At 69.8% G+C, this 21,946-nt stretch carries 22 protein-coding genes, 1 tRNA gene and 1 pseudogene; 8 read left to right on the top strand and 16 right to left on the bottom strand.

The features are described 5' to 3' along the window. Positions 1-234: 234 nt before the first annotated feature. A complete protein-coding gene (locus tag HS104_21765) occupies positions 235-420 on the bottom strand; it encodes a hypothetical protein (protein MBE7482594.1) in 186 nt (61 codons plus the stop codon). Between the two features lie 122 nt (positions 421-542). After that, positions 543-2,174: a hypothetical protein gene (locus HS104_21760; protein ID MBE7482593.1), complete on the bottom strand. Its 1,632-nt coding sequence runs from the start codon at positions 2,172-2,174 to the stop codon at positions 543-545. 130 nt (positions 2,175-2,304) lie between these two features. On the opposite strand from HS104_21760, the gene rpiA reads away from it, so the two are divergent. The 3 genes from rpiA (at position 2,305) to HS104_21745 (ending at position 5,055) form a co-directional block, all read left to right on the top strand. Beyond that, entirely contained in the window at positions 2,305-2,985 is a 681-nt protein-coding gene (rpiA, locus tag HS104_21755; protein ID MBE7482592.1) for a ribose-5-phosphate isomerase RpiA, read from the top strand. Positions 2,986-3,012: 27 nt separating this feature from the next. Beyond that, positions 3,013-4,152: a serine protease gene (locus HS104_21750; protein ID MBE7482591.1), complete on the top strand. Its 1,140-nt coding sequence runs from the start codon at positions 3,013-3,015 to the stop codon at positions 4,150-4,152. A gap of 141 nt (positions 4,153-4,293) precedes the next feature. Continuing rightward, on the top strand, positions 4,294-5,055 hold the full coding sequence (locus HS104_21745; protein MBE7482590.1) for a Stp1/IreP family PP2C-type Ser/Thr phosphatase: 762 nt from the start codon (positions 4,294-4,296) through the stop codon (positions 5,053-5,055). 3 nt (positions 5,056-5,058) lie between these two features. Here HS104_21745 and HS104_21740 read toward each other — a convergent pair whose 3' ends face one another. From HS104_21740 to HS104_21715, 6 genes are all read right to left on the bottom strand, one after another. Beyond that, positions 5,059-5,808: a hypothetical protein gene (locus HS104_21740; protein MBE7482589.1), complete on the bottom strand. Its 750-nt coding sequence runs from the start codon at positions 5,806-5,808 to the stop codon at positions 5,059-5,061. Positions 5,809-5,998: 190 nt separating this feature from the next. After that, a complete protein-coding gene (locus tag HS104_21735; protein MBE7482588.1) occupies positions 5,999-6,571 on the bottom strand; it encodes a hypothetical protein in 573 nt (190 codons plus the stop codon). A 116-nt stretch (positions 6,572-6,687) separates the two neighbouring features. Further along, entirely contained in the window at positions 6,688-7,053 is a 366-nt protein-coding gene (locus tag HS104_21730; GenBank protein ID MBE7482587.1) for a hypothetical protein, read from the bottom strand. Continuing rightward, positions 7,050-7,874, bottom strand: coding sequence for a sigma-70 family RNA polymerase sigma factor (locus HS104_21725; protein MBE7482586.1), 825 nt, complete (start codon positions 7,872-7,874; stop codon positions 7,050-7,052). Before HS104_21725 ends, HS104_21730 begins: the two co-directional genes overlap by 4 nt. A 150-nt stretch (positions 7,875-8,024) precedes the next feature. After that, positions 8,025-8,098: transfer RNA gene (locus HS104_21720), tRNA-Gln, on the bottom strand. 48 nt (positions 8,099-8,146) lie between these two features. Next, a complete protein-coding gene (locus HS104_21715; protein MBE7482585.1) occupies positions 8,147-9,118 on the bottom strand; it encodes a hypothetical protein in 972 nt (323 codons plus the stop codon). 59 nt (positions 9,119-9,177) lie between these two features. Here HS104_21715 and HS104_21710 point away from each other — a divergent pair, with 59 nt between their 5' ends. Further along, positions 9,178-10,113, top strand: a complete 936-nt coding sequence (locus tag HS104_21710) for a hypothetical protein (GenBank protein ID MBE7482584.1) — start codon at positions 9,178-9,180, stop codon at positions 10,111-10,113. A 705-nt stretch (positions 10,114-10,818) separates the two neighbouring features. Here HS104_21710 and HS104_21705 read toward each other — a convergent pair. From HS104_21705 to HS104_21685, 5 genes and pseudogenes are all read right to left on the bottom strand, one after another. Then, positions 10,819-10,914: pseudogene (locus HS104_21705) on the bottom strand (LemA family protein). A 163-nt stretch (positions 10,915-11,077) separates the two neighbouring features. Then, a complete protein-coding gene (hemG, locus tag HS104_21700; GenBank protein ID MBE7482583.1) occupies positions 11,078-12,493 on the bottom strand; it encodes a protoporphyrinogen oxidase in 1,416 nt (471 codons plus the stop codon). Continuing rightward, positions 12,490-13,530 (bottom strand): uroporphyrinogen decarboxylase, encoded by a 1,041-nt coding sequence (hemE, locus tag HS104_21695; GenBank protein ID MBE7482582.1) that lies wholly within the window; start codon positions 13,528-13,530, stop codon positions 12,490-12,492. Before hemE ends, hemG begins: the two co-directional genes overlap by 4 nt. A gap of 20 nt (positions 13,531-13,550) precedes the next feature. Continuing rightward, a complete protein-coding gene (locus HS104_21690; protein ID MBE7482581.1) occupies positions 13,551-14,147 on the bottom strand; it encodes a cytochrome c maturation protein CcmE in 597 nt (198 codons plus the stop codon). Positions 14,148-14,226: 79 nt separating this feature from the next. Further along, positions 14,227-14,730 carry a hypothetical protein gene (locus tag HS104_21685; protein MBE7482580.1) on the bottom strand — a complete coding sequence of 168 codons (504 nt, stop codon included), beginning with the start codon at positions 14,728-14,730 and terminating at the stop codon, positions 14,227-14,229. 82 nt (positions 14,731-14,812) lie between these two features. Between HS104_21685 and HS104_21680 the strand changes: the two genes are divergently transcribed. Together HS104_21680 and HS104_21675 are read left to right on the top strand one after the other, a co-directional pair. Continuing rightward, positions 14,813-15,619, top strand: coding sequence for a hypothetical protein (locus HS104_21680; protein MBE7482579.1), 807 nt, complete (start codon positions 14,813-14,815; stop codon positions 15,617-15,619). Between the two features lie 2 nt (positions 15,620-15,621). After that, positions 15,622-16,938 carry a hypothetical protein gene (locus tag HS104_21675; protein MBE7482578.1) on the top strand — a complete coding sequence of 439 codons (1,317 nt, stop codon included), beginning with the start codon at positions 15,622-15,624 and terminating at the stop codon, positions 16,936-16,938. Here HS104_21675 and HS104_21670 read toward each other — a convergent pair. Then, complete coding sequence (locus HS104_21670) at positions 16,935-17,939, bottom strand: hypothetical protein (GenBank protein MBE7482577.1); 1,005 nt, start codon at positions 17,937-17,939, stop codon at positions 16,935-16,937. The two genes, HS104_21675 and HS104_21670, sit on opposite strands and share 4 nt — an antisense overlap. Positions 17,940-18,607: 668 nt before the next feature. Between HS104_21670 and dnaA the strand changes: the two genes are divergently transcribed. After that, on the top strand, positions 18,608-20,029 hold the full coding sequence (dnaA, locus tag HS104_21665; protein ID MBE7482576.1) for a chromosomal replication initiator protein DnaA: 1,422 nt from the start codon (positions 18,608-18,610) through the stop codon (positions 20,027-20,029). A 2-nt stretch (positions 20,030-20,031) separates the two neighbouring features. Here the strand turns inward: dnaA and HS104_21660 are convergent, their stop codons facing one another. Further along, the gene (locus HS104_21660; protein MBE7482575.1) at positions 20,032-20,688 is read right to left on the bottom strand and encodes a hypothetical protein; all 657 of its coding nucleotides are present in this window, start codon (positions 20,686-20,688) and stop codon (positions 20,032-20,034) included. Positions 20,689-20,855: 167 nt separating this feature from the next. Here HS104_21660 and HS104_21655 point away from each other — a divergent pair, with 167 nt between their 5' ends. After that, complete coding sequence (locus tag HS104_21655) at positions 20,856-21,068, top strand: hypothetical protein (protein ID MBE7482574.1); 213 nt, start codon at positions 20,856-20,858, stop codon at positions 21,066-21,068. A gap of 69 nt (positions 21,069-21,137) precedes the next feature. On the opposite strand, the gene HS104_21650 is transcribed toward HS104_21655, so the two are convergent. Continuing rightward, positions 21,138-21,914 carry an EAL domain-containing protein gene (locus HS104_21650; GenBank protein MBE7482573.1) on the bottom strand — a complete coding sequence of 259 codons (777 nt, stop codon included), beginning with the start codon at positions 21,912-21,914 and terminating at the stop codon, positions 21,138-21,140. Positions 21,915-21,946 lie beyond the last annotated feature (32 nt).

Raw genomic sequence — 21,946 nt, 5'->3', positions numbered from 1 at the left:
TGCTTCGCCATTGGCTCGTGTCCAGCACCGCGAGCGCGGGCGCGCAGGTCTTCTTGCCGCTAGTACGCACGGTTCGCTCCTGCGCCTACGCATGGCAGACCACGTCGAGACCCGCGATGTCGAGACCGACGAAGTCCGCGTCGTGCGTAAGGAGCGGTGCCGCGTACAAGACCGCCGTGGCCGCAATCCAAGCATCTCCGGCCTCCATCCGCCTGCCCTTTCGTCGTGCCGTGGTCATGACTCGCGCTTCGCGAGGAAGGCGTCCAGCTCGTCCGGATCGTCATCGACCGGCCAAAGCGCGCTCACGGCGTCGAGATCTTGCACTGGTGTCACGCCCTGTTGCGCGGCCAGGCCGGCTATCGAGCGCGCTCGCTCGTCAGGCGGTGTCGGTGGGTTCCCGGGCTTCTCGGCGTGCGCCATCGTTCGGAAGGGTACCGCTCGAGCTACGACCATGCAAACGCTCCTCAGCCCGTTAGCGACCGAGTTGCCGCGCGGCGTGGCAAAGCCGGTTCCGCTGCGAGCGCGCTTTGAACCGACTCACCTCACTCCGCGCAGCCGAGCCCGAGCGGCCCCGCCGTCAGCAAGTACTTCGGGCTCGGGCACGACTTCACGCAGACCGGGAGGTTACAGCCCGCGCTGCCCTTGGGCACCAGGTAGGTGCAGCCGCCGGCGCCGCACGAGTGCTTCACGCCGGTGGCGGTGTCCTGCCCGAAGCCCGACTTCGGTGCGGTCACGCAGAAGCCGAAGATGTTCACCTTGCCGGGCGGGCACTGGCTCTGGTTCTGCGCCACGGGGCAGGTGTTGAAGTGGCGCGGGCTGCCGTCGGGGCAGGGCGGCATGCAGATGGGGATGCCGCTGTCGGGGACGAGGCCGGGCGGGCAATCGCCGGGGCTCGGCGTGGGCGGCGTGGGCTCGCCGGGTTTGTTCGGCTTGTCGCCGCCGCTCGGCGTGCTCACGTCCACCAGGTAGGCGTAGCGGAGGTTCGTGGAGAGCGTCTTCTCGTGGATCCAGGCGTAGCCGCCGTCGCCCCACTTGGTGCCCCAGCTGTTGTGGATCAGGAAGTAGGTGCCGTTCGACTGCACCTTGTAGCCCGCGAGCACCATTGCGTGGCCCGAGCCGGCGGGGCGGAAGTCACCGTCCGGCACCACCGCCGGCGAGCCCTTCACCGACTGGAACGCGTCGTTCACGTACATCGCGAACCAGATGTCCTGGCCCTTGGCCAGGGCGCCCTTGAACTCGGAGAGATCGCCATCCGGTAGGCGCGTGATGTTGGTGACCTTTGCGGTGGGCGCGGAGTCCAGCTGGCCGAGCTTCGTGCTGTTCACCGGCTGGTTGCACGACACATCGAGCATGGAGCCGCAGTCGCAGCCCGGGCCCGACCAGTACTTGCAGGCCTCGACCTTGTCGTACGGCCAAGAGCTCTCGACGGCGAGGGAGCGTCCCTTGTTGCCCGACACGGCGTCTTGCATGGTCGGGTAGTGATAGCGGGCCCAGACCTGCATCACGCTCACGTTGCCGGGCGCACCGCTGGTGGTTGCGATGGCGTGATCGATGGCCGTCGCCAGCGAGAAGGCCGTGCACGCGCCGACCGGCCCCTGGCTGCGCACTGGCCCTTCTTTGCCAGCGGCGCGGTGATCGACCACGGCGGGGAGCGGATCGGCACCTTCGTGCGCCGCGCTCACGTTGAACGCCTTGCGGCGCACGACGTATTGGCTGGCCTCCGCCACGTTCGCGTAGGTGGGCGTCATGCAGTCGAGCAGGAATTGCTCGCCGCCGACGTTGGCGACGCCGCAACCCTTCAGGCCCTTGGCGGCGGGCGGCGTGCTCGGCTGTCCGCCCGGTGGCGGCGTGGCCGGCTGGCCCGGCAGCCCGGGGATCGGCGGGATGGGGATGCCGCCCAAGCTGCCCCAGCCGGCCGGCGGCTGTGGGAGCTGGAACGCCGAGGCGGGCGGGGGCGGCGGCAGCGGCGGCAGCTGGAAGCCGAAGAAGGTCGGCGGTTGCTGCACCGGCGGCGGCGGCGCCGGCGGGGGCGGGTTCTGGGCGACGGCGTAGCCGCCCGGGTAAGGCGCGGGCTGGTAGGCCGGTCGGCTCTCACGGGTCGTGCAGCCGTAGCCGAAACCAAGCGCGATGAGACCGAGTGCGGCGACGCGAACTGGGGCGAGGGAGCGAGTCACGGGGCTTCGTGGAGTCATACGGCGGCTGTTCCTCTGGGCTTCCGCAATATGGACGTTCCGAGGGCCCCATCCACAGCAAAGTTTTCAGGCACCTTGTGTGCTCATGTGGGCCGTGCTTGATCCGCGCCCCATGACCCAGGACGAGGCCAAGCGCCTGGCGGCTCGCGCGGCCCTCGCGCTCCTGCCGGAAGCGGGCACCATCGGGCTCGGGTCGGGCTCGACGGCGAAGCTCTTCATCGACGCGGTCGGCGAGTTGGTGCGAAGCGGTCGGAGGCTCGTGGGCGTCGCGACCAGCGAAGCCAGCCGCACGCAGGCTGCGGCGCTCGGCATTCCGCTGCTCTCGGACGAAGGGCCCTGGGACATCGCGCTCAGCGTGGATGGCGCGGACGAGGTGAGCGCGGCATTGGATCTGATCAAAGGCGGCGGCGGCTGTCACGCTCGCGAGAAGATCGTCAACTTCTCCTCCCGCGTGAACGTCATCATCGTGGACGACAGCAAGCTCAGCGAGCAGCTCGGCGAGAAGTGGCCGGTACCCGTCGAGGTGCTCGGCTTCGGCCACGGCGCCACCGTGCGCGCGCTCGAGCGCTTCGGCCGCGTGGCGCTCCGGCAGCGCGAGGGCCGAGCCTGGCTCACGGACGCCGGCAACTTCATCTACGACGTGCACGTCGGGCCCATCGCCGATCCCGGTGAGCTCGACCAGCGCCTGCGCGCCATCGCCGGGGTGGTGGAGACGGGCCTGTTCGTGGGCCGCGCGGACCGGGTCATCGTCGCCGGCGAGCGAGGGATCCGCGAGCTTGTCGCCTCGCCCTGAGCCCCGCGCGGCGCTATGCTCGGGCCCGTGAACGCTCGTCCCTTCCTCCACGCCGCTTCACTCGGCTGGGTTCTCTTCACGCTGGGCGGCAGCGCCCTCGCGCAAGCGACTCCACCCTCTCCATTCCGCTCGCCTGATCCTCCGCCGACGCCGCTGGAGAAGGCAGTGGAGGTGGATCCTTCGACCCCGCCGCCGTTCATCGCGGGCGAGGCGAAGGTCGATCCGAACGAGAAGCCGCTCGACCGCGCGCGCCGCCAGGTGGTGGCGCTCCTGCGCGCGGGCAAGCCCATCGGTGTGGGCACGGTCCTCGCGGGCGACGGGCGCATCCTCACCGCGCTCTCACCGCTCGGTCACGGCAACGACGTGGACGCGCGTTTCGCGGACGGGAGCACCACGCGCGTGCGCCTGATCCAGAGCGATCGCGCCTGGGACCTGGCGCTGGTCGCCCCTGCGGCGCGGCGCTCGGACGTCGGGCTGCGCGCGTCGCGCGGCAGCGCGAGCACCAAAGACGCGAAGCTCACTGCCTTCAGCCCCGGGCCGAAGGACCTGGCAACCGTCGCCGTGCGCGTCAAGGAGACGGCCAAGCTGGTCGGCGGCGACAACGCCCAGCTCGACGGCGCGCTGGTGCTGGCGAGCAAGCACAAGGCGTCGGAGCTCGGCTCGCCGGTGATCGACGAGCGAGGCGACGTCGTCGCGGTGCTCTCGCAGGCGTGCGCGCCCCCCGCGGACAAGGGCTGTACGTTGGCCCCCTATGCGGCGCCCGTCGCGGCCATCAAGGACTTCCTCCGCAGCGTGACCGCGGCGAGCCCTCAGCCCGCGCCGCCCTTCGGCATTCGCGGCGTGGCCCACGACGCGGGCGCCGTGAAAGGCGTGCGCGTGCTCTCGGTGACCCCGCGGAGCCGCGCCGCCGCAGCTGGCCTGCGGCCCGGCGCCGACACCATCGTCGCGGTCGGTGGTGCGGCGGTGACCACACCCGAGGCGCTCGCGGACGCCCTGCGAGCCCGCTCCGGCCAGAGCGTGGAGCTCCTGGTCTTCGGCGCCGGACGCTACCGGGAGGTGCGGATGAGCCTGCGCGGACCGGAGCGACCGGGCTTCCGGCGCATGGATCCCTGGAAGCGCCAGCCGGGCTTCAGGCAGCGCCCCCGGGCCAACGACCCCGGTTACTAGGGGAAAGGTCGCGCTTTTGCTCGAAAGCGTGCCGGACGTGGGGCGACCTCGTTTCACCCCCTAGGCTCCGCCCGGGCAGGCTGGTAAAAGGATTTTGCGGAAACCCAGAAGCCTTCCGCAGAATTACCCGTGAGTCGGCCCCTGCGCATCGAGGTTGCTGGCCAGACCGATGTCGGTCGGAAGCGCAACCACAACGAAGACAACTTCGCGATCTTCGCGGAGTACGGACTCTACGTCGTGGCGGACGGCATGGGCGGGCACGCCTCCGGCGAGGTCGCGTCCAAGATGGCCGTCGACACGCTGCAAGAGTTCTTTGCAGCGACAGCGGACGATCCGGAGCGCACTTGGCCCTACAAGATGGACCGCACCAAGGGGTACGAAGAGAACCGCCTGGTGACCGGCATCAAGCTCTGCAACCTGCGCATCTACGAGCAGGCGCAGCGCAATGCCAAGCAGCGCGGCATGGGGACCACGTTGGTCGCGCTGTTCGCCGTCGAGGACGGCATCTACGTCGCGCACGTCGGTGACAGCCGCGTCTACCGGGTGCGCGACGAGAAGATCGAAGCGCTCACCGAGGACCACTCGCTGCTCAACGACTACAAGAAGATGAAGCGGCTGACGGAGGAAGAGATCGCGAACTTCCCCCACAAGAACGTGATCGTCCGGGCGCTTGGCATGAAGGACACCGTCAAGGTGGACACGCGCTTCGAAGCTCCGCGCGCCGGCGACACGGTGCTGCTTTGCACCGACGGGCTGTCGGGGCCGGTCACCGACGAGAAGATCCAAGAGATCGTGCTGAACGCGCCGGACTTGCCCACCGCGACCAGCCGCCTGATCGAGGCCGCCAACGAGAACGGCGGCCCGGACAACGTGACCTGCATCCTGGCGCGTTGGATCGAGTGAGGCTCAGCGCTTGTCGGGCTCGCGCGCGCCGAGCCCCAGCGTGACCGAGAGCCCGGCGGCCGTGTACGTCTCGCCGGAAGTCTGCTCGCCGCCCTCCACGCGGGGCATGCGCCCGATCGCGCCGTGCAGCGCGATGCGCCCGCCGTGCAGCACGCCGCTCAGGTGGCGCGCCAGATCGAGCGCGATGGCGCCCGACGCAGACGGGTAGAAACCGGAGGCCGTGGCGTGGGTCAGCGTCACCGGATCCGGCTCGTCCGGGCAATCGACGCCCCAGCGTCCGCTCGTGTCCAGGCAGTAGTCTCCGCTGGCATCCAGGCCCGTGACGCCGACGCTGCCGGCGAAGTGCACCTCGATCCACTGGCTCCTGGGCGTGGTGCGCAGGTCGAAGCCGAGCTCGGCGCCGCCGCGGGTTGCCTCGTACGAAGCTCGGCTCGCCGAGCCGTGGCCGTAGCCGCCGTGGATCACGCCGCCGAGCGCGAAGACCTCGTTCGGGTCCACGTACCGGCGGTAGCGGAGCATGGGCTCCGGGTAGCCGCCGTTCTCCTTGTCGCCGACGTAGCGGCCGCCGATCGCCAGGCCCGGCACGCCGATCAGCTCCCCAGGCTCGAACATCACCGCGGCCTGGCCCATCGCGGTGCCGTTCGCGTCTTCTTGCACGGACTCGGACAGGTAGTAGCCGGGCACGGCCGCGATCTGGGCCTCGACACCGGGCCGAGGGGTCGGCACCACGGACTGCGCGGTGATCGCGGGCATGGGCCCGAGGGTCGTGCAGCCCCAACTGAAAGCAATCAGGATAGGAAGCGCTCTTCGCCACATGGGACGGTGACGGTAGCAGCCCGCGTGCCAGGCGGAAGTCCCCGAAAACGCTTGGAGGTGAGGGAGCGAGACGTGCTTCGCGAGCCTCAGGTGTGAGCGCCGTGCGGCACCGCGCGAACTGCCTTTCTCACGGGAACTGGTGCGCGACGGCAAGGCCGTAATGGTCGCGCTTGTTGTAGTACTTGAAGTCCTGCCAGCTGCGCTGCCACTCCGCGCGCAGCATCAGCCCGTCGTAGACGCGCACGCTCAGCCCGACGGGAACGCCGAACGAGAGGTCCACGCCCCAGGTGCCGAGTCGGGGCGCCGTGTAGAGCCAGGTCTGATCGACGAGCCGCACGGCGACCGGGGTGGAGACGGCGAACCACGCGTAGCCGAGCTCTTGCTCGAAGCCAGCGACGAGGCGGTCGAGCCTGAGCGGTGTGAAGCGCGCGGCGCCACCCAGCGCTGCGGCGTCGTCGTCGAACGCAGCGATGCCGGTGAGCGCGAAGCGCGGTCCGACGTTGCCGCTGAGCCAGGCCTGCCCGGCGCTGGCCGGACCCTCGTTCACGTAGGGGCGAGGCGTGACCGCCGACACGCCGAGCCCTGCTTCCATGCGCCGGTCGGGCATGAGCCCCGATGCGGGGCGGAAGGTCGCGAGCGGGCCGCAGCCGACCAGGCCGAGACCGAGCGCTGCGCAGGCGATGAGCCGACCGGCGGGCATGACGCTCAGGATCGATTCAAGCGGCGTGCCGGCGCCTTGCTCCGGCTAACGGCAGGGGAACGGCGCCAGGGCTGCGTCGGGCGCGCGGTGCTGCGCATCGGTTGCGGGCCCTCGAGTCAGCGGCTCTTCGGAAACACGATCTGCACGGGCGCGGGCTGATTCTCCACCTCGGCGGCCTCACCCACGAGCGAGTGGAGCGTCGCGTACACCACGATCACGATCGCCAGCATCAGCACGCTGGTCCAGAGGTACGTGTACGTCGGCGGGTGCTTCGCGGTGCTCCAGCCGTCGGCGTAGAACTTCCCGCGGCTGCGGTCGCGCAGGCGCTTCTGGACGCCGCGCAAGAACTCGCTGTCCGGCGGCGGCTCTTCCTTCTTCAGCTCCAGCGCGCCCTTGAGCAGGTCGCGCATCTTGGACGCGGCGGCCTCGTCGAGCTCGGCGCTCGAATCGGGGGCGGCTTCCTCGACCGGGTCGTCGCTCATCGAATCTTCTCCCCCAAGGCGCGCTCCACCTTGGTCTTGAGCATGGCGCGGGCGCGGTGGATTCGGCTCTTCACGGTGCCGTCTGCCAGGCCGGTGATCTCGGCGATCTCCTGGTACGACAAGTCTTCCACATCCGCCAGGATCAGCACCTCGCGGAAATCCGGGTCGAGCTCGGCGATGCAGGCGTGCACGATCTGCTCGACCTGAAACCCCTCCACCATGTGGTCCGGGCGTGCCACGTCGCCGAAGGTCACGCCCTTGGCCTCGCTCAGCGGGGCGCGCTCGGCCACCGGCTCGAGCTCCTGCTGAGTGCCGTCGTGCCGGCGCGACAGGTACTTGATGCGGTTCTTACACAGGTTCACCGCGATGCGGTAGACCCAGGTACTGAGCTTGCTGTCGCCGCGAAACGTGCCGATGGCCTTGAACACCTGCACGAACACTTCCTGCGCCATGTCCTCGGCTTCGTCGCGGCGGCCGAGCATGCGGAAGACCAGACGGAACACCCGCTGCTCGTAGGTCTCGACGAGCTCGTTGAACGCGCGCTCGTCGTGCCGGCGCAGGCGCTCGATGAACTTGAGCTCACTCTCTTCGACCGCGTCCGACACTTCCCACCAGGAGTCGCGCTCACGGTAGCCGGAAAGGCCCGAGGCGTCGTCATCCGAAGCGTTGCCCAGCAGAATTGCCGGGTCGCTGGGCAGCCGGAGGCGCGAGGTGGCCACGCCGGAGCGACACTCGGATGGGTCGGGGGTTCCTCCGGGAACTTCGTGACGGACCGACTGTCGGAACGCGGCTGAGTCTCCGGCTGCCGCTGCCCGCCGCAACGCCCGGCGTCAGTGGCGGGCGCAGAAACGGCTGGCGCCGGTGCCGGCCGGTGTTCTCGACTCGGGCCACCGTGGCAGATCGTGATCTGCTCGTGCCAAGACCCACGAGGTGATGGCGGAGCTCGGCCGACCGCCTCGCGGCGAGCCCAGTGGTTCCGGCGCATGGATTCGAACCATGATTCAGGGATTCAAAGTCCCTTGTCCTGCCTTTGGACGACACCGGAAAAGAGGGCGGAGGGTAGCAAAACTCGAGCGCGTGTAAATCCGGGCGCTCACTTGATGCTGGGCGGGATCGGGACCTGGCAGTTGTTCGCAGGGGTGAGCCACTTGATGGCGTTCAGCCAGAACAGCTCCACTTGGTACTCCGGGTGCCCGCTCCACTCGCTGTCGAAGGTGAGCCACTCGTCGCCCCACATCAGCAGCTTGCCCGCCGAGGCCTCCTGCGCGCGCAAGACGTTCCAGCTCTGCTCCGTCGCCAGGACCAGCCCCGCGCCGTTGACCGGGTAGCCGTTGTCTACCCCGATCATGCTGACGCCGTTGGTCACCGGGTGTTGTACCCAGTTGGTCACGGGGATGGTGTTCGCGCCCTGCTTCTGTAGGATCTGCTCGGGCCCGTAGCTCATGCCGAAGGGCGCGAGCAGCGTGTTCACGTTCTGGATCTCGCTCGGATCGGCGTAGCCGATCAGCGTCATGAAGCCGCCGCCGGCCTTGATCCAAGCCTCCAGCGCGCTCACTTCGGTCGCGGAGTAGGCGTGGTTCACGCTGACGTTCTGGCTGACGATGACCTGAAACTCCTTCAGCAGGGTCGGCGTGAGCGTTTGGTCCTTCAGCGCCGTGGTGCCGTAGGTGCTGCGCGCCGCCAGCCAGGCGTCGAACACGTTGGGCTGCCCGACCGTCCCGGGGTTGCCCAGCGTGGCGATGCGCAGGCAGTCGCAGATGCCGTCCTTGCCCTTGTCCACGTCGTCGATGATGCCGTTGTTGTCGTTGTCGATGCCGTCGCAGGTGTCTTCGTTGCCGGTGATCACTCCGCCGTCGCCGGCGCTGCCGCCGCTCGAGCCGCCGCCGACGTTGAGCCCACCGCCGCTGCCCGAGCTGGCCGCGCTGCCGCCGCTGCCGCTCGAGCCGCCCCCGAAACCCGACTTTCCGCCCTCGGCCACGCCGCCGTCTTCGGAGCCGCAGCTCGGGCCGCCAGCGATGACCAGCGCGAGCGCGACCACGCCGCCCAGAGAAACGCGTCTCGACATGACGGAGATCGTAGCGCAGCGGCGCCCGCTCGTCGCAGACTCGGCCCGGGAGGTGAGGATTGAGGCTCCGCGAACTGGTCCTGGCGTGTACGTTCAGCTCGGCTGCGCTCGCGCAGCCCGCACCCGAGCCGACACCGCCGCCGCCCACCGAGCCCACCCCGGCTCCGGTTCCAACCGAGCCTGGGCCCGCGCCCGCACCGGTAGCGCCTGCGCCTGCACCCGCACCCGTACCGGTGGCGCCCGCTCCCCCTCCCGCCGCACCCGGCTACGGCCCCGCGTACGGACCGCCGCCGCCGGCAGCGCCGCCGCCTCGGCGGATCGACGAGCGGCTGGAGAACCACCTGGTCATCCCGGTCTTCAAGATGGGCGGCGTCATCGATGGTGGGGGAGACATCGAATACGACTGCAAGGAGTCCGGCACGCCGATCGGTACGTGCCCCAGCAGCGTTCCCAACCTCGACTACGAGGACGAGGCCGGCGTGGCGCTGGGCGCCGACCTGCTGTTCCGCGCTGGCTCGGGCCTTCGCCTGGGGCTCGGTTCGCTGGTCATTCTCGACCCGAAGTACAAAGTCGAGTTCCAGGGCTTCAGCGACGAGGTCGAGTCTGGCCTCGAGGCGTCGCTCTTCGGCGTCGTCGAGGGCGTGTTTCCCGTGAGCGACACGGTGGGCCTGACGCTGCGCGGCCAGCTCGGCTTGACCGCGCTGTTCGTCGGCGAGGACCACGCCGACGCCATCGACGAGAATCGAGACGCCTGCGATCAAGGCGGCGCCGACGTCTGCGAGCTGAACGAAGGGCCGCTCTTCGGTCCACACGTCGGGGTAGGCTTCGGCGTGCTGTTCGACGTCGGCTCCGTCGCGTTTCGAGTCGAGCTCCTCGGCCAAGCGGTGCGTTACCCGCTGTGGCGCTCGAAGATCAGCGAAGCGGGGACGACGACGGAGGTCGAGCAGGACGTGGTGGGGACGCGGTCCCTGCTCTTGGTGGGCTTCGAGCTCTGAGCTGAGTCAAAGCTCGAGGCCGCCGGCGAAGAAGAAGCGCGTCCCGGTCCAGCCGTAGCTGATGTCGAGACTGCCGCCGGTGCCGGTGCCCTCGGTCCGCATCAGCTTCCCGACCGAGTACCACTGGAACACCAGATCGAGCCGCAGCGCGACCCTCTCCAGCGCGAAGCGCACCCCCGGGCCGCCGCCGATGGTCAGGCCGTGGTAGGGCCCGTCGTTCACCTTGCAGCTGCCGGTGGTCGCGCCGGAGCAGACGTCCTTCAGCTGATCGATGGCGTCTTCGAGATCGCCACCCGGAAACAGCGTGAGCAGGCCGCCTTGCCCGCGCAGGGTGATGGCGGTCGTCGGTCCCACGTCGAACACGCCCTCGGCGACCAGCATCACCGACAGATCGCTCCCGAGCTCGGTCTCCTGGCGGTCGCCGTCGACCTCGACCGCGCTGGTCGGCACGTACCAGAGCCCCGCTCCCAAGCGGAATTCGGGGGAGAGATGGAACAGCAAGTCTGCGCCGAGCCCAATGGACGAGGTGTCGTCGAAGTCCGCGGTCTCGCTGTCGAAGGTGGTGCAGCCGCTGCCGTTGCACTCGGGCTCGAGCTCCCCGCTGCCGGCCATGCGAAAGCCGAAGCGGAGCACGCCCACGAGGCCGGTTCGCGGCTTGCGAGCGGGCGCGACGGGCGGCGGCGGTCCGAAGGGATACTCCGCGGGAGTGGGCGGTGGAGCGGCGACCGGTGCGGGTGCGGGTGCGGGTGCGGGTGCGGGTGCGGGTGCGGGTGCGGGTGCGGGCTCGGGCGGCGGCGGCGCCGTCTCGACCGGAGGCGCCGGCGGCTCTGGCGGAACGGGCGGCAAGGTCCCCGTCCCCGCAGGCTGGGCCCCGGCAATCGCAGGAGCGGCCAGGAAGAGCGCGATCGGGATGAGGCGCATGTGCCCTTGCTATCAGGCGTGTCCCAGCGCGGCAACGCGCCGCTCAGTCTGCGAGCCGCTCTTCTCGGACGCGTTGGGCCACGGCGCGGGCCTGTCGCACGCAATCGGGGATGCCGACTCCATCGTAGGCTGCCCCCGCCACGTAGAGCCCCGGTAGCTCCTTCAAGCGCTCGGCGACGCGAGCCATCCGCTCGCCGTGCCCGACGACGGGCTGCGGGTTCGCGTCCACGTAGCGAAAGACCCGCGTGAACGACGCTGTGCCGAGCTTGCCCATCAGCTGCTCGAGGGCGCGCTTCGCGACGTTCGCCAGCGCTTCGTCGCTCGATCCCACCACGTCCACCTTGGCCCGCGCGCCCCCCAGGAACGCGCGCACGAGCACGTGATCGTCCGGCGCGCGCCCGTCCCATTTGGCGGAAACCCAAGTGCCCGCGATCAGCTCGGCCTCGCCCTTCGGCGCCACGAATCCGGCGCCGTCGAGCGGCCGCTCGAGGCCGGCCCGCGGCAACGCGAAGAAGACGGTGGCGGTCGACAGGTAGGGGATCGCGCCGAGCTCGCGGGCGAGGCGCTCGTCGGGGACCAGCTTCGCGGTGGCATGCGCCGGCGACGCGAGCACCACGGCATCGGCGTCCAGCTGCTCGCCGCCATCCAGCGTCACCCGCCAGCCGTCACCCGCGCGCTCGACCTTCTCGACCGAGCGACCGCTCTTGACCGTGCCGTCCGGCAGCTTGCTCGACAGCGCAGCCACTAGCGCGCCCATGCCACCCTTGAGCGACATGAACGGGCTCGGCACGTCGCCGCTCTTCTCGAGCCCGCCGTTCTGCTTGGCGCGCGACAGCTGAAGCGCCAGGAGCCCGCGCGCCAGGCTGCCGTGCTTCTTCTCGACCTCGACCAGCTGCGGAAACGTGGACAGCACGGAGAGCTCGCCGATGTCACCGGCGTAGATGCCGCCCAGGAGCGGAGCGGCCAAACGCCGCGCTGCCTCGCGGCCGAAGCGGCGCGCGATGAAGTCCTCGATGCTCTCGTCGCCGGCGTCGCGGCGCCGCGGCAGCACCAGATCGCCGAGCATGCGCAGCTTGCCCCCGAAGCTCATGAGCGGCGTCGAGAGCATGGGGCCGACCTTCGTGGGGATGGCCAGCGCGAGCCCGCCGGGCATCGGCTCCAGGCGGCCCCGGTGCACCATGTAGACCTTCTTGGCCTCCGGGCGCGGCACGATCAAATCGCCACCGAGGCCGAGCTCCCGGCACAGCTCGGCGCCCTCGCGCTTCGTGCTCAAGAAGGAGTCCGGGCCGCCGTCGAGCAAGAAGCCGTCGCGCCGCTCGGTCTCGATGTTGCCGCCGACGCGCTCGCGCCGCTCCACCAGGGTCACCCGCACGCGTGGCTCTCCGCTCGAGAGCACGTAGGCCGCGGTCAGGCCGGTGATGCCGGCGCCGACGACGACGACGTGGCGCTCGCGGCTCATTTCGCCGCGGGCTTGGCCGAGCGCTCGTGCACGAAATCTGCCACGAAGCGCACGGCGTCGGGGGGCGTCTCCGGCAGGATGCCATGGCCCAAGTTGAAGATGTGTCCCGGGGCCGGACCGGCGCCTTCGAGCACCTCGAGCACGCGCTGCTCGAGCAACGGGCGCGGCGCCGAGAGCAAGAGCGGGTCCAGGTTGCCCTGCACGGCGACGTCGTCACCGAGCAGCTTGCGCGCCGGGCCGAGCGGCGTGCGCCAGTCCACGCCGATGACGGTGCCGCCCGCCTCCTTCTGGAGCTCGAGCAGCGTCGCGGTGCCGGTGCCGAAGTGGATCACCGGCACGCCCGTCTGCATGACGTCCTGCAAGATGTGCCTCACGTGCGGCAGGATGAACTCCCGGTAGTCGGTGGGCGAGAGGGCGCCGATCCACGAGTCGAAGAGCTGGAGGGCCTGCGCTCCCGCGCTGACCTGGGCCCTCAGGTAGCGACGCACCACCTCCGCGAGCTTGGTCATCAGCGCGTGCCAGAGCTCGGGCTCCGAGTACATCATGTGCTTGGTCTTGGCGTAGTGCGTGCTCTTGCCGCCTTCGACCAGGTAGCTGGCCAGGGTGAACGGCGCGCCCGCGAAGCCGATCAGCGGCGTCTTGCCGTCGAGCTCCTTGCGGATCAGGCGCAGCGCTTCGAGCACGTAGCCCAGGCCTTCTTCGGGGTCGATCACCCGCAGCGACTCGACGTTCTTCGCGTTCCGGACCGGGTGGTGGAACACCGGGCCTTCACCGGCGGCGAACTCGAAGGGCGCGCCCATCGGCTCGAGCGGCAAGAGGATGTCGGCGAACAGGATCGCCGCGTCCACGCCCATCGCCCGCACGGGCTGAAGCGTCACCTCGCACGCCAGCTCGGGCTGCTTGCAGATCTCGAGCAGCGTGTGCTTCTGGCGGATCGCCCGGTACTCGGCCATGTAGCGGCCGGCCTGGCGCATGAACCACACCGGCGTCGCGTCGACCGGCTCGCGCCGACAGGCGCGCAGGAATCGATCCCACATCGGAGGGAAGCTCCTTCGCGTTACCGCGGCTCGTTCTGAGCAGCCGCCGGAATGTCCTCGTAGTGCGGCTTCTGCTCGCCCTTCTGAGCACGGTCCTTCATTTCGTACTTGGACGGGCACTTCGCCATGATCTGGTTGGCCTCGAAGTAGCCCTCTTCGTGCAGCTTGCCCTCGGCCGTGACCTCCACGTCCATGCCGGGCACGTCGCGGAAGGTGTCGGGCACGACGCACTGCGCGTAGCGGACGTCGATGGCCTTCTCGTTCTTGGCGATGGTGAAGCGATACTCGCAGGGCTCGTCGCGGCGCTTCAGCGTGCCCTTCACCAGGTTGCCGGCGACGCGCACGTTGCGGCTGCCGAGCTTGTCCTTCTCGGCGACCAGCTCGTCCACTCCCTTGGAGTAGACCGCGGACTGCTTGAAGCTGGTCAGGACGAGAGCCAGGATACCGCCGCCCATCACCAACAGCGCCGCCAGCAGGCCGACGTTCTGCAGCTTCTTCTGCTTCGAGGCGGCGGGACTCGGCGCTGGTGCGGGCGCCGCCACGGGGCGCTCGGAGGTAGGGGCGTTCTCCTCGGAAGTGGCGACCGCGTCCGCCAGCTCTTTGTCGAGCTTGCTCATGTTGCCCAAAGCGTAGTCGGGCGTACCCACCGGGTCCACCGGCTGAGCGTCCGCTCAGACGAAAATCGTGCGTTTTTCTTCAGAATTGCGGGCGGCGACGCCGGCCGATGCGCGCGCCCAGCCCCGCAAACACTGCGGCCAGCGCTCCGAGCAGCAGGGCCGTCACCGCCGCCACCGGCCAGGGCCGCAGGGCCCCGCCCGAGACGGACATGCCCCAGGCGACCAGGGCGGCCAGGGTGCAACCGAGCACGGCCTCCCGGGCTCCCGCGCGACCGCCGAAGCGCCCCACGATGGCGCCGGTAGCGCCGGCGGCCAGCGCGAGCGAGGCGAGCACCGGCACGATCAACGCCGCCGCGACCGCGGCGCGGAGCGCCGGCGAAGTGGTGGCGGCGGTTGCGAGCTGGGAGACGTCGTCCACACCTGCGACCCGGGCCGCGATCGCGCGGCCGAGCGGCAGCGCGAGCAGCACCAACGGCGCCCACAGCGCGAGCGCGAGCGCCGCCGCGATCGCCACCCAGTGCGACGGCGGGCGCGGCTCACCTTCGTCGGGGCTCGACTGGATGACGGGGAGACGCCGGGGCACTGGGTCGATCCTTAGAGCGCTCGAGAAAAGCACACAACTCGCGTCCGGACCTGACCGAACGGGTGTAGCCTTTCGGCCCCCGATGTCCCCGCGCGCGCTGTGCTTCGGCTTCGTCTCGCTGCTCCTCGCGAGCACGGCCGCGGCGGCGGAGCCGGAGCCCCTGCCCGAGCCCGCGCCCGCAGCCCCTGCCGAGCCACCCCCTTACGCGGCCTGGCAGGGAAGCGGTCACGCGGAGCCCGTTGGGGCGGCTCCGTTGCCCGCGCCGCCGCCCTCCGTCGGCGCGCCGGCGTACTCGCGACGCACCGTCGAGCTGATTCCGCAGCTCGGCTTGGCGCTGCCCAGTTGCCGGGCGGGCGATCAGTCCGCTGATCGCTGCGACGGCGTGACCACGGGAGGCATCGCCGGCTTCACCGGGCTCTGGCGGGTGACGCCGTACTTCGCCTGGGGTGGGGGCTTCGAGCTCGCCGCCTTCCGCTACGACCCGCCCGAGCGGCTGGAGCTCTCGGAGGCCGGGGCGGCGGCGGTGTGGTTGGGCCTGACGGGCCGAGTGTATTTCGTCGACGAAGGCTCCCTGGATCCGTATCTCCAACTCGGCCTCGGCGTCGGTGCGCTGGGCACGACCGCGACGGACCGCGTCGGGGTCACGTGGGAAGAGACCGGGGCCGGGCCGGCCGCCCAGATCGGCGGTGGCCTCGACTTCTACCTCGGCCGGTCCATCCGGCTCGGCCCTGCGCTCAGCTACACGCGAGTGTTCGTCGACAAGATCCGGCGCTGTCGAGCCTCCGGAGACGGGGACTGCAGAGACGTCTCCAAGGACGAGAACGGTTACCTGAACTCGTACTTCTCGCTCACCGCGCGACTCTCGATCTTGCTGGGTGGAGAGCTCTGAGGGTGGACGAGCTCGATCTGGTGCGACTCGACCGCCAGGTTGCACGGGCCGTCGTGGACTGGGCGCGCTGGCGCCGGCGGCTGCGTCGCGGCGCCGCCCTCGATCACGATCCCTTCGGGCTCCACGCCTTCGTCTCGCGCGTCGGCTTCGAGCGCGTGCGCGAGCTTCCTGAGCACGACCCGCTGCGCGCGCCGATGTTGCGCTGGCTGTTCCGCTTGGTGGACGACAAGGCCAACCGTGCGGGACTCGCCGAGCTCGCGCGTGCGCGCGCCGTCGACCTGCACCCGCTCGATCGTCCGGAGCGCATGACGCTGACCGTGGCGGACATGCTCTCGCGTGCGCTCGCCGACCGGGCGCGCTCGTCGGAGTGGCTGGCCCGGTTCTTGGAGCACGCCGAGCCCGTCGCGGAGCTCGAGCGGCGCGTGTGGGAGCGGCGCCGCGAGGTGGTCGAACGCCTCCGGGTGGAGCCCGACCTGCTCGAGCTGCCCGTGAGCGACGCCTACGCCGTCGCCGAGCAGTGGCTCCGGACCACGGACGATCGCGCTCGGGAGTTTCGAGCGCCGAGCTTCGACCGGCACCTGGGGTCGGCGCTCGGCCTCGAGGCTCACGAGGGCTGGCCAACCCGACTGAGCGCGGAGTCCCTGTCCGGGCTGTTCCGGGAGACCCGGCTCCTCGACTCGCTGCCGCTCGAGCCCGGCCCGCTGCCTCGGGCGATCGCCCCGGCCAGCTTCCTCCGGGCCTTGGCTCGCCTGGGCGCAGCCTTCGCCGACGCCGTGGCGCCCAGGGATCAGCCCTTCGTCATCGCCAACGACGCCTACGGGCTCCGGCGCCTGGCCCACGGCGCGCTCCTCGCCGGGCTCGGGCTCGTCCCCGCTTTCCAGCGTCGCGCTCTGGGTCTCGGGGCGGCTCGGGCCGCGGAGCAGCGTCGCGTGCTCGCCCGAGTCGTGTTGCTCGAGTCGCGGACGCGCGCGCTGCGTGTGCTCTTGCGCCGCGCCGCGCTCGCCGGCGAGCGCGCGTATCGGGAAGCGTTCGAGGAGCTCACGGCGCTCGTGCTCGGGTCGCCCCTGTCACCGAACCTGGCCGGCGCGCTCTTCGCGCCACGTCGAGACGAGGCACAGCGCTTCGCCGCCATGCTCTTGGCGGCCGAGCACGCGCGACACCTGACCGAAGCTCACGACGACGACTGGTATCGAAACCCGCGAGCCGTCGAGCAGCTCCGCGCCGAGGCTGCCCTGCCTCCCGCCGTCACGACGACGCGCGCTGCGCTGGACGCCGGAGCGGCGGAGCTCGAACGCCTGCTCGAGGAATTGCTCGGCTAGAAGCCGTCCGGCGAAGGCGTGAGCCCGGTCGCCTCCAGGTGGTAGGTGAAGCCGAAGAAGATCGCCGTGGCACCCGGGTCGGAGACGATGCGTCGCACGGCGGCCTCCGCCGAGAACGCACGGTCGATGTAGCCGGCGCCCACGCTGACCGCGTGACTCTTTGCGCCGTCGTCGTAGCGATAGCCGCCGCGGACCGCGTAGTGGTCGGCCAGGAGCAGCTCGAGCCCGCCCATCGCGCGGACTTTGGTCTTGTCCCAGGTCGTGAAGTCCGAGACCACGTCGCCCTCGATGGTGAGGTCCTTCGTGCCGATGCCGACGCCGCCGCCCACGCTGCTGGGTTGGAAGCCATGCCCCGGGTTGTTGAGGTTGTTGCCAACCATCGAGATGGCGAAGAACTCGGTGGGCTTGAGCGTGGCGCCGGCGTCGAAGGCGAAGCCGCGCACGATGTTCTCGTCCTGGGTTCCCCCCGACGCCAGGCTGTCTCCGAGCGGGCCGAGCCCGTTCTGTTTCAGCCACAAATAGCGGCCGCCGACGCCCAGCGCGAACTGATCCGAGAAGGGCATCGCCAACGCGAAGCGCAGATCGGTCGCCTGGCGATCGATGCCGTCGGGATCCTGCAACGTCCAGGTTCCGCCGAAGCCGCCGGCCAGGCGTGTGCTCGACACGATGGAGTCCACGGCGCCGGCCCCGTAGCTCTGGCGGTTCGCCTCGGGCCAGATCTGCGCGAGCGCACCCAGGTGATAGATGCGCGACGCCGCCATGTTGGCGGGGTTGATGAAGAGCGCGCTGACCGAGTTGCTGTAGGCGCGCAGCGCGCCCCCCATGGCCGCGCTCCGCGGCGTCTCGATCTCGCCGTAGTTCCAGCCGATGGTCGGGTCCAGGTCGGACTCGTCCGCCGCCGCGCGCCCGCTGGCGAGCACGCAGGCACCGAACGCGCTCGCCGTCACCAGCGCGCGCACCCATCCGCTCGGAGCCCTGCTTCTTCGCTCGCTCTTCGACACTTGGCCGACAGCTACCCTTCCGCGCCGGCCCCGGGCAAAAAAAGCGATCCTTTCGAGAACGAGCGCCCGGATGGAGTCAAGATTTCTGCGGCGCCCGAGCATCGACCCGCAGCGAGCGCAGAATCGACGTCAGCAACCACGCGCGCTCACTCTTGACTCCGAGACCGACGCATTTCTCGCTGCACGAATCGCGAGCTGACCGCGCAGCACGAGAATGTGCGCTGTCCTTGCGTGGTTACGCGCACGCGTTTCAGATCTGGATCGACAAATCGTCGCCGCGCAAAATCACGCGCGCGACAAAGGGCGGAATTTCTCCCGGATCGTCGCGGATGAAATTCCAAGATTGAACTCCGGTAACGACCGGTGCTAGCTCGACGCTCCTCCTCGAGAGTGGTTTCGGTCGCTGCGACCTGACTGCCTTCGGGGATAATGCGGAAGCGAGCAATCGTTCTCCGGTTGGCAATGAAAGCTCTAGAGCTTGGCCTTCAGGGTGGAGGGCAAGCGGGGTTTCTTCCCCGCCTTCTCCCACCCGAGCTTGGGTCCTCGATCCGACCCACATGAGCAGCGGGGCTACAGGCTGTCCACACCCTGTGGACAACTTGGGGGGAGCTATCTCCGTGGATTTCGAAGCAGTCATCGAGAGCGTTCAGTCCTCAGTTCAGTCAGCAATGCCGAGCGTCACCAACCAAGCAGCCACCTGGCACCAAGCGCTGGAGCGGACTCGCGCCCGCTCGCCGGCTTCGTTCGAGCAGTGGTTCTCCAGCGTTCAGGTCGACTCCCTCGACGACGGCGTGCTGTCGTTGACCGCTCGGGACGAGTTCGTTCGGGACTGGGTCAAGACGCACTTCCTCCCCGACCTCGTCGGCCAGATCGAGGCGCTCACCGGCGTCGAGCTCAAGGTCGAGTGGCGCGTGAACAACCAACTGGACAACCCGGTGTGCGAGCCCAAGCCGCGGCAGCGGCGCGCGACGCCGGTCACGGAGCGCGCGGCGCCGTCCGAGCGAGCCCCCGGCGCCGCTCCGAAGAGCGACCGCTCCGCGGCCGATCGGGCCGGGCTGGCGGCGAGCCTGAACCCGAAGCACACCTTCGCGAACTTCGTCGTCGGACCCTCGAACGAGCTCGCCTACGCGGCGGCGCTCGCCTCCGCCGGCGGTGGCGGCCCGCGCTACAACCCGCTGTTCATCGCGGGGGGCACGGGTCTGGGCAAGACCCACCTGATGCACGCGATCGCGCACCGGGTGCTCGAGGGCAACCCTCGGGCGCGGGTCATCTACACCTCCGCCGAGCACTTCACCAACGAGTTCATCGAGTCGCTCCAGCACCACAAGATGGACGAGTTCCGCGCGCGCTATCGCACGGAGTGCGACCTGCTCTTGCTCGACGACATCCAGTTCTTGGCCGGCCGCGAGCAGACCCAAGAGGAGTTCTTCCACACCTTCAACGCGCTCCGCGACGCGGACAAGCCCATCGTCGTCACCAGCGACAAGTACCCGCAACAGCTGCAGCGCATGCCGGAGCGCCTGGTCTCTCGCTTCACCTCCGGGTTGGTCGCCGACATCCAGGTGCCGCAACTCGAGACGCGAGTCGCCATCGTGCGCAAGAAGGCCCAGATCGAGTCCATCCCGCTCGACGACGCGGTCGCCGTGCTGCTCGCGCAGACCGTGAAGAGCAACGTGCGCGAGCTGGAAGGCGCGTTGATCCGCCTGGCGGCCAAGTCGTCGCTGACCGGGCGCCCCATCGACGCCGGCTTCGCGGAGTCCGAGCTCGCTCGGGTCGCGCCGCGCCGTCCAGACGTGATGAGCGTCGAGGACATCCAGCGCGCGGTGTGCAGTCACTTCCGCCTGTCGAACGCCGACCTGCTCAGCAAGGATCGTCACAAGAGCGTGGCCTTCGCCCGCCAGGTCGCGATGTACTTGTGCCGGCAGCGCCTGAAGTGCAGCTTCCCGGAGCTCGGGCGCGCCTTCGGCAACCGCGATCACACGACCGTGATGAGCGCGGTGCGCCGCGTGGAAGAGCTGCGAGCCAAGGATCCGCAGGTCAACGCGCACCTCGAGGCCATCGAGCAGCGCCTGGCGTCGTCCGAGGATTGACTCTAGCGCGACGTGGTCGCGTCGGTCGTTGGCGCAGCGCTCGTTCGCAAGAGCACGCCGGTCTGCTTGCGCGTCGCCACGGCCGGCAGCGGGCGGTTCGCGATTGGTCTGAGCTCGGGCAGCTGGCCGATCGCCCGCGCAATGTGCATGGAGACGGCGTCCACGGCCTCGCCGGCGCCGGCACCCAGCGCCCGTCCGTAGGCGAAGTCGCCCCGCGAGCGGGAGGACAGGCTCTCTCCAGCCAGCGGCAGGCCGTCGCGCACCAGCTCCCAGCGGCCCGAGACGGCGGCTGCCCAGCCGGGCGCCGAGGCGTCCGGCGCCTTGCCGTCGATGCGCAGGCGCACGTGCAGGAGGTAGTCCCCAGGCTGGATGTCGTCGCCCTTTCGCTTCACGGCCACTCCCGGAAAGCTCGGCCAGAGCGTGCGCTCGAGGGCGTTGCCCAGCGCGTCGTGGACTCGGGAGAAGCACAACGGGCGCTCGGTGGGCGTCCGCTCGCACTGCTTGTCGGGCGTCCCTTCGAGCTCGATCCACAAGCGGCCGGTGTGCTGGACCGCCGGCTCGGGTGGGGGCACGAGCCCAGCGGAGTGGACCGGAGCGGTGTGGTGGTGGGTGCACGCGAGGGCGCTGCCCGCGGCGATCAGCCAGGCGTAGCGGTGCATGGCGTCACGATAACGGTCGGGCTGCCCTCGGGCCCAATTCGCAGCCAGCAGCAACTCGCTGCGATTACGGCGGGTTAGCCGCTCGGACGAGAGATGCCCCGACGACGAGCGTACAAAAATGCCCCGGAAATCTGACTCCCCGGGGGCCGCCACTTATATTGCGACGCATGGCGAACATTCGGCACATCCATCAGTACATGACGGATCGCCGCCGAGTGCTGCTCGAAGACGGCCGGGTCGGCAAGATCGTTCGGATCGACACGGACTTCCCCAAAGGCAGCACGACGGTTTCCGTCTGGACCGGTGAAGGCCCCGGTGTCGCCAAAGTAGACATCGGAGCCGTCGTCGGTCCGGCGCCTCAGGCGAAGAAGACCGCTTGATGCGCGGGCTCGGCGCCCCGTGGTCGGCTCTGGCCGGCTCGGGGCGCCGGCGGGCTGGTGGTGAACCCCCTAGAGCGGCCAGTGAACCTGGGGGATCGGGTACGCCGGCTTGGCGAGCAGGAAGCCCTGCGCGTAGTCGGCGCCCAAGTCGCGTACCGCCTTGAGCTCGTCGAGCGTCTCGATGCCCTCGGCGACGACCGTGGCGCCCAGCTCCTTGCACAGCGCGGTCACCGATCGGACCAGGACCTGTTGGCGCCGGCTCTTGTCGAGCTCGACCACCAGCTCGCGATCGAGCTTCACGACCTTGGGCTCGAGGTCGAGCACGCGCTTCAGGTTGCTGTGTCCGGCGCCGAGGTCGTCCACGACGAGGTGCACTTGAGCGCGCGCGCACAGCTCCTTGAGCACACTGCGACACAGATCGAAGTATTCGAACGCTGCCGACTCGGTGATCTCCAGGAAGACCTCGTTGTCGTGGTAGTTCAGCGGATCGTCCGGGCGCACGAGCCAGCGCGAGCTGAGCTCGTCCGGGTGGACGTTGACGAACAGGCGATGGCCGGCGCCGCGCGCGAAGGCCACGTCTCGGATCGGGCGCCCCAGGCGCCCGGTGGACTTCTCTTCCACCGCGCGCTCGAACAGCTTCGCGGGGTTCCGGTACTCGGGCAGCTTGCAGCGCACGAGCGCCTCCTGCGCGAACACCCGGCCCGTCGCGATGGACACGATGGGCTGGAAGTGGACGTCCAGATCCTCCGCGGTCAGAAACCGCGTGCTCTTGGTCCCGCTGGCCAAGGTCTGGGACACCTCGGTGTCCGAGGCGGTCCAGTTCAGGTGACGGGGCGAAGAGCTCATCGGGCGCCAGCGCGAATTCTCAGCATAACACG

The organism is Polyangiaceae bacterium (genome assembly GCA_015075635.1).
Taxonomy (GTDB): domain Bacteria; phylum Myxococcota_A; class Polyangia; order Polyangiales; family Polyangiaceae; genus JADJKB01.
The sequence above is the reverse complement of the archived record's forward strand: the minus strand, read 5'-3'. Positions and strand labels throughout refer to the sequence as shown.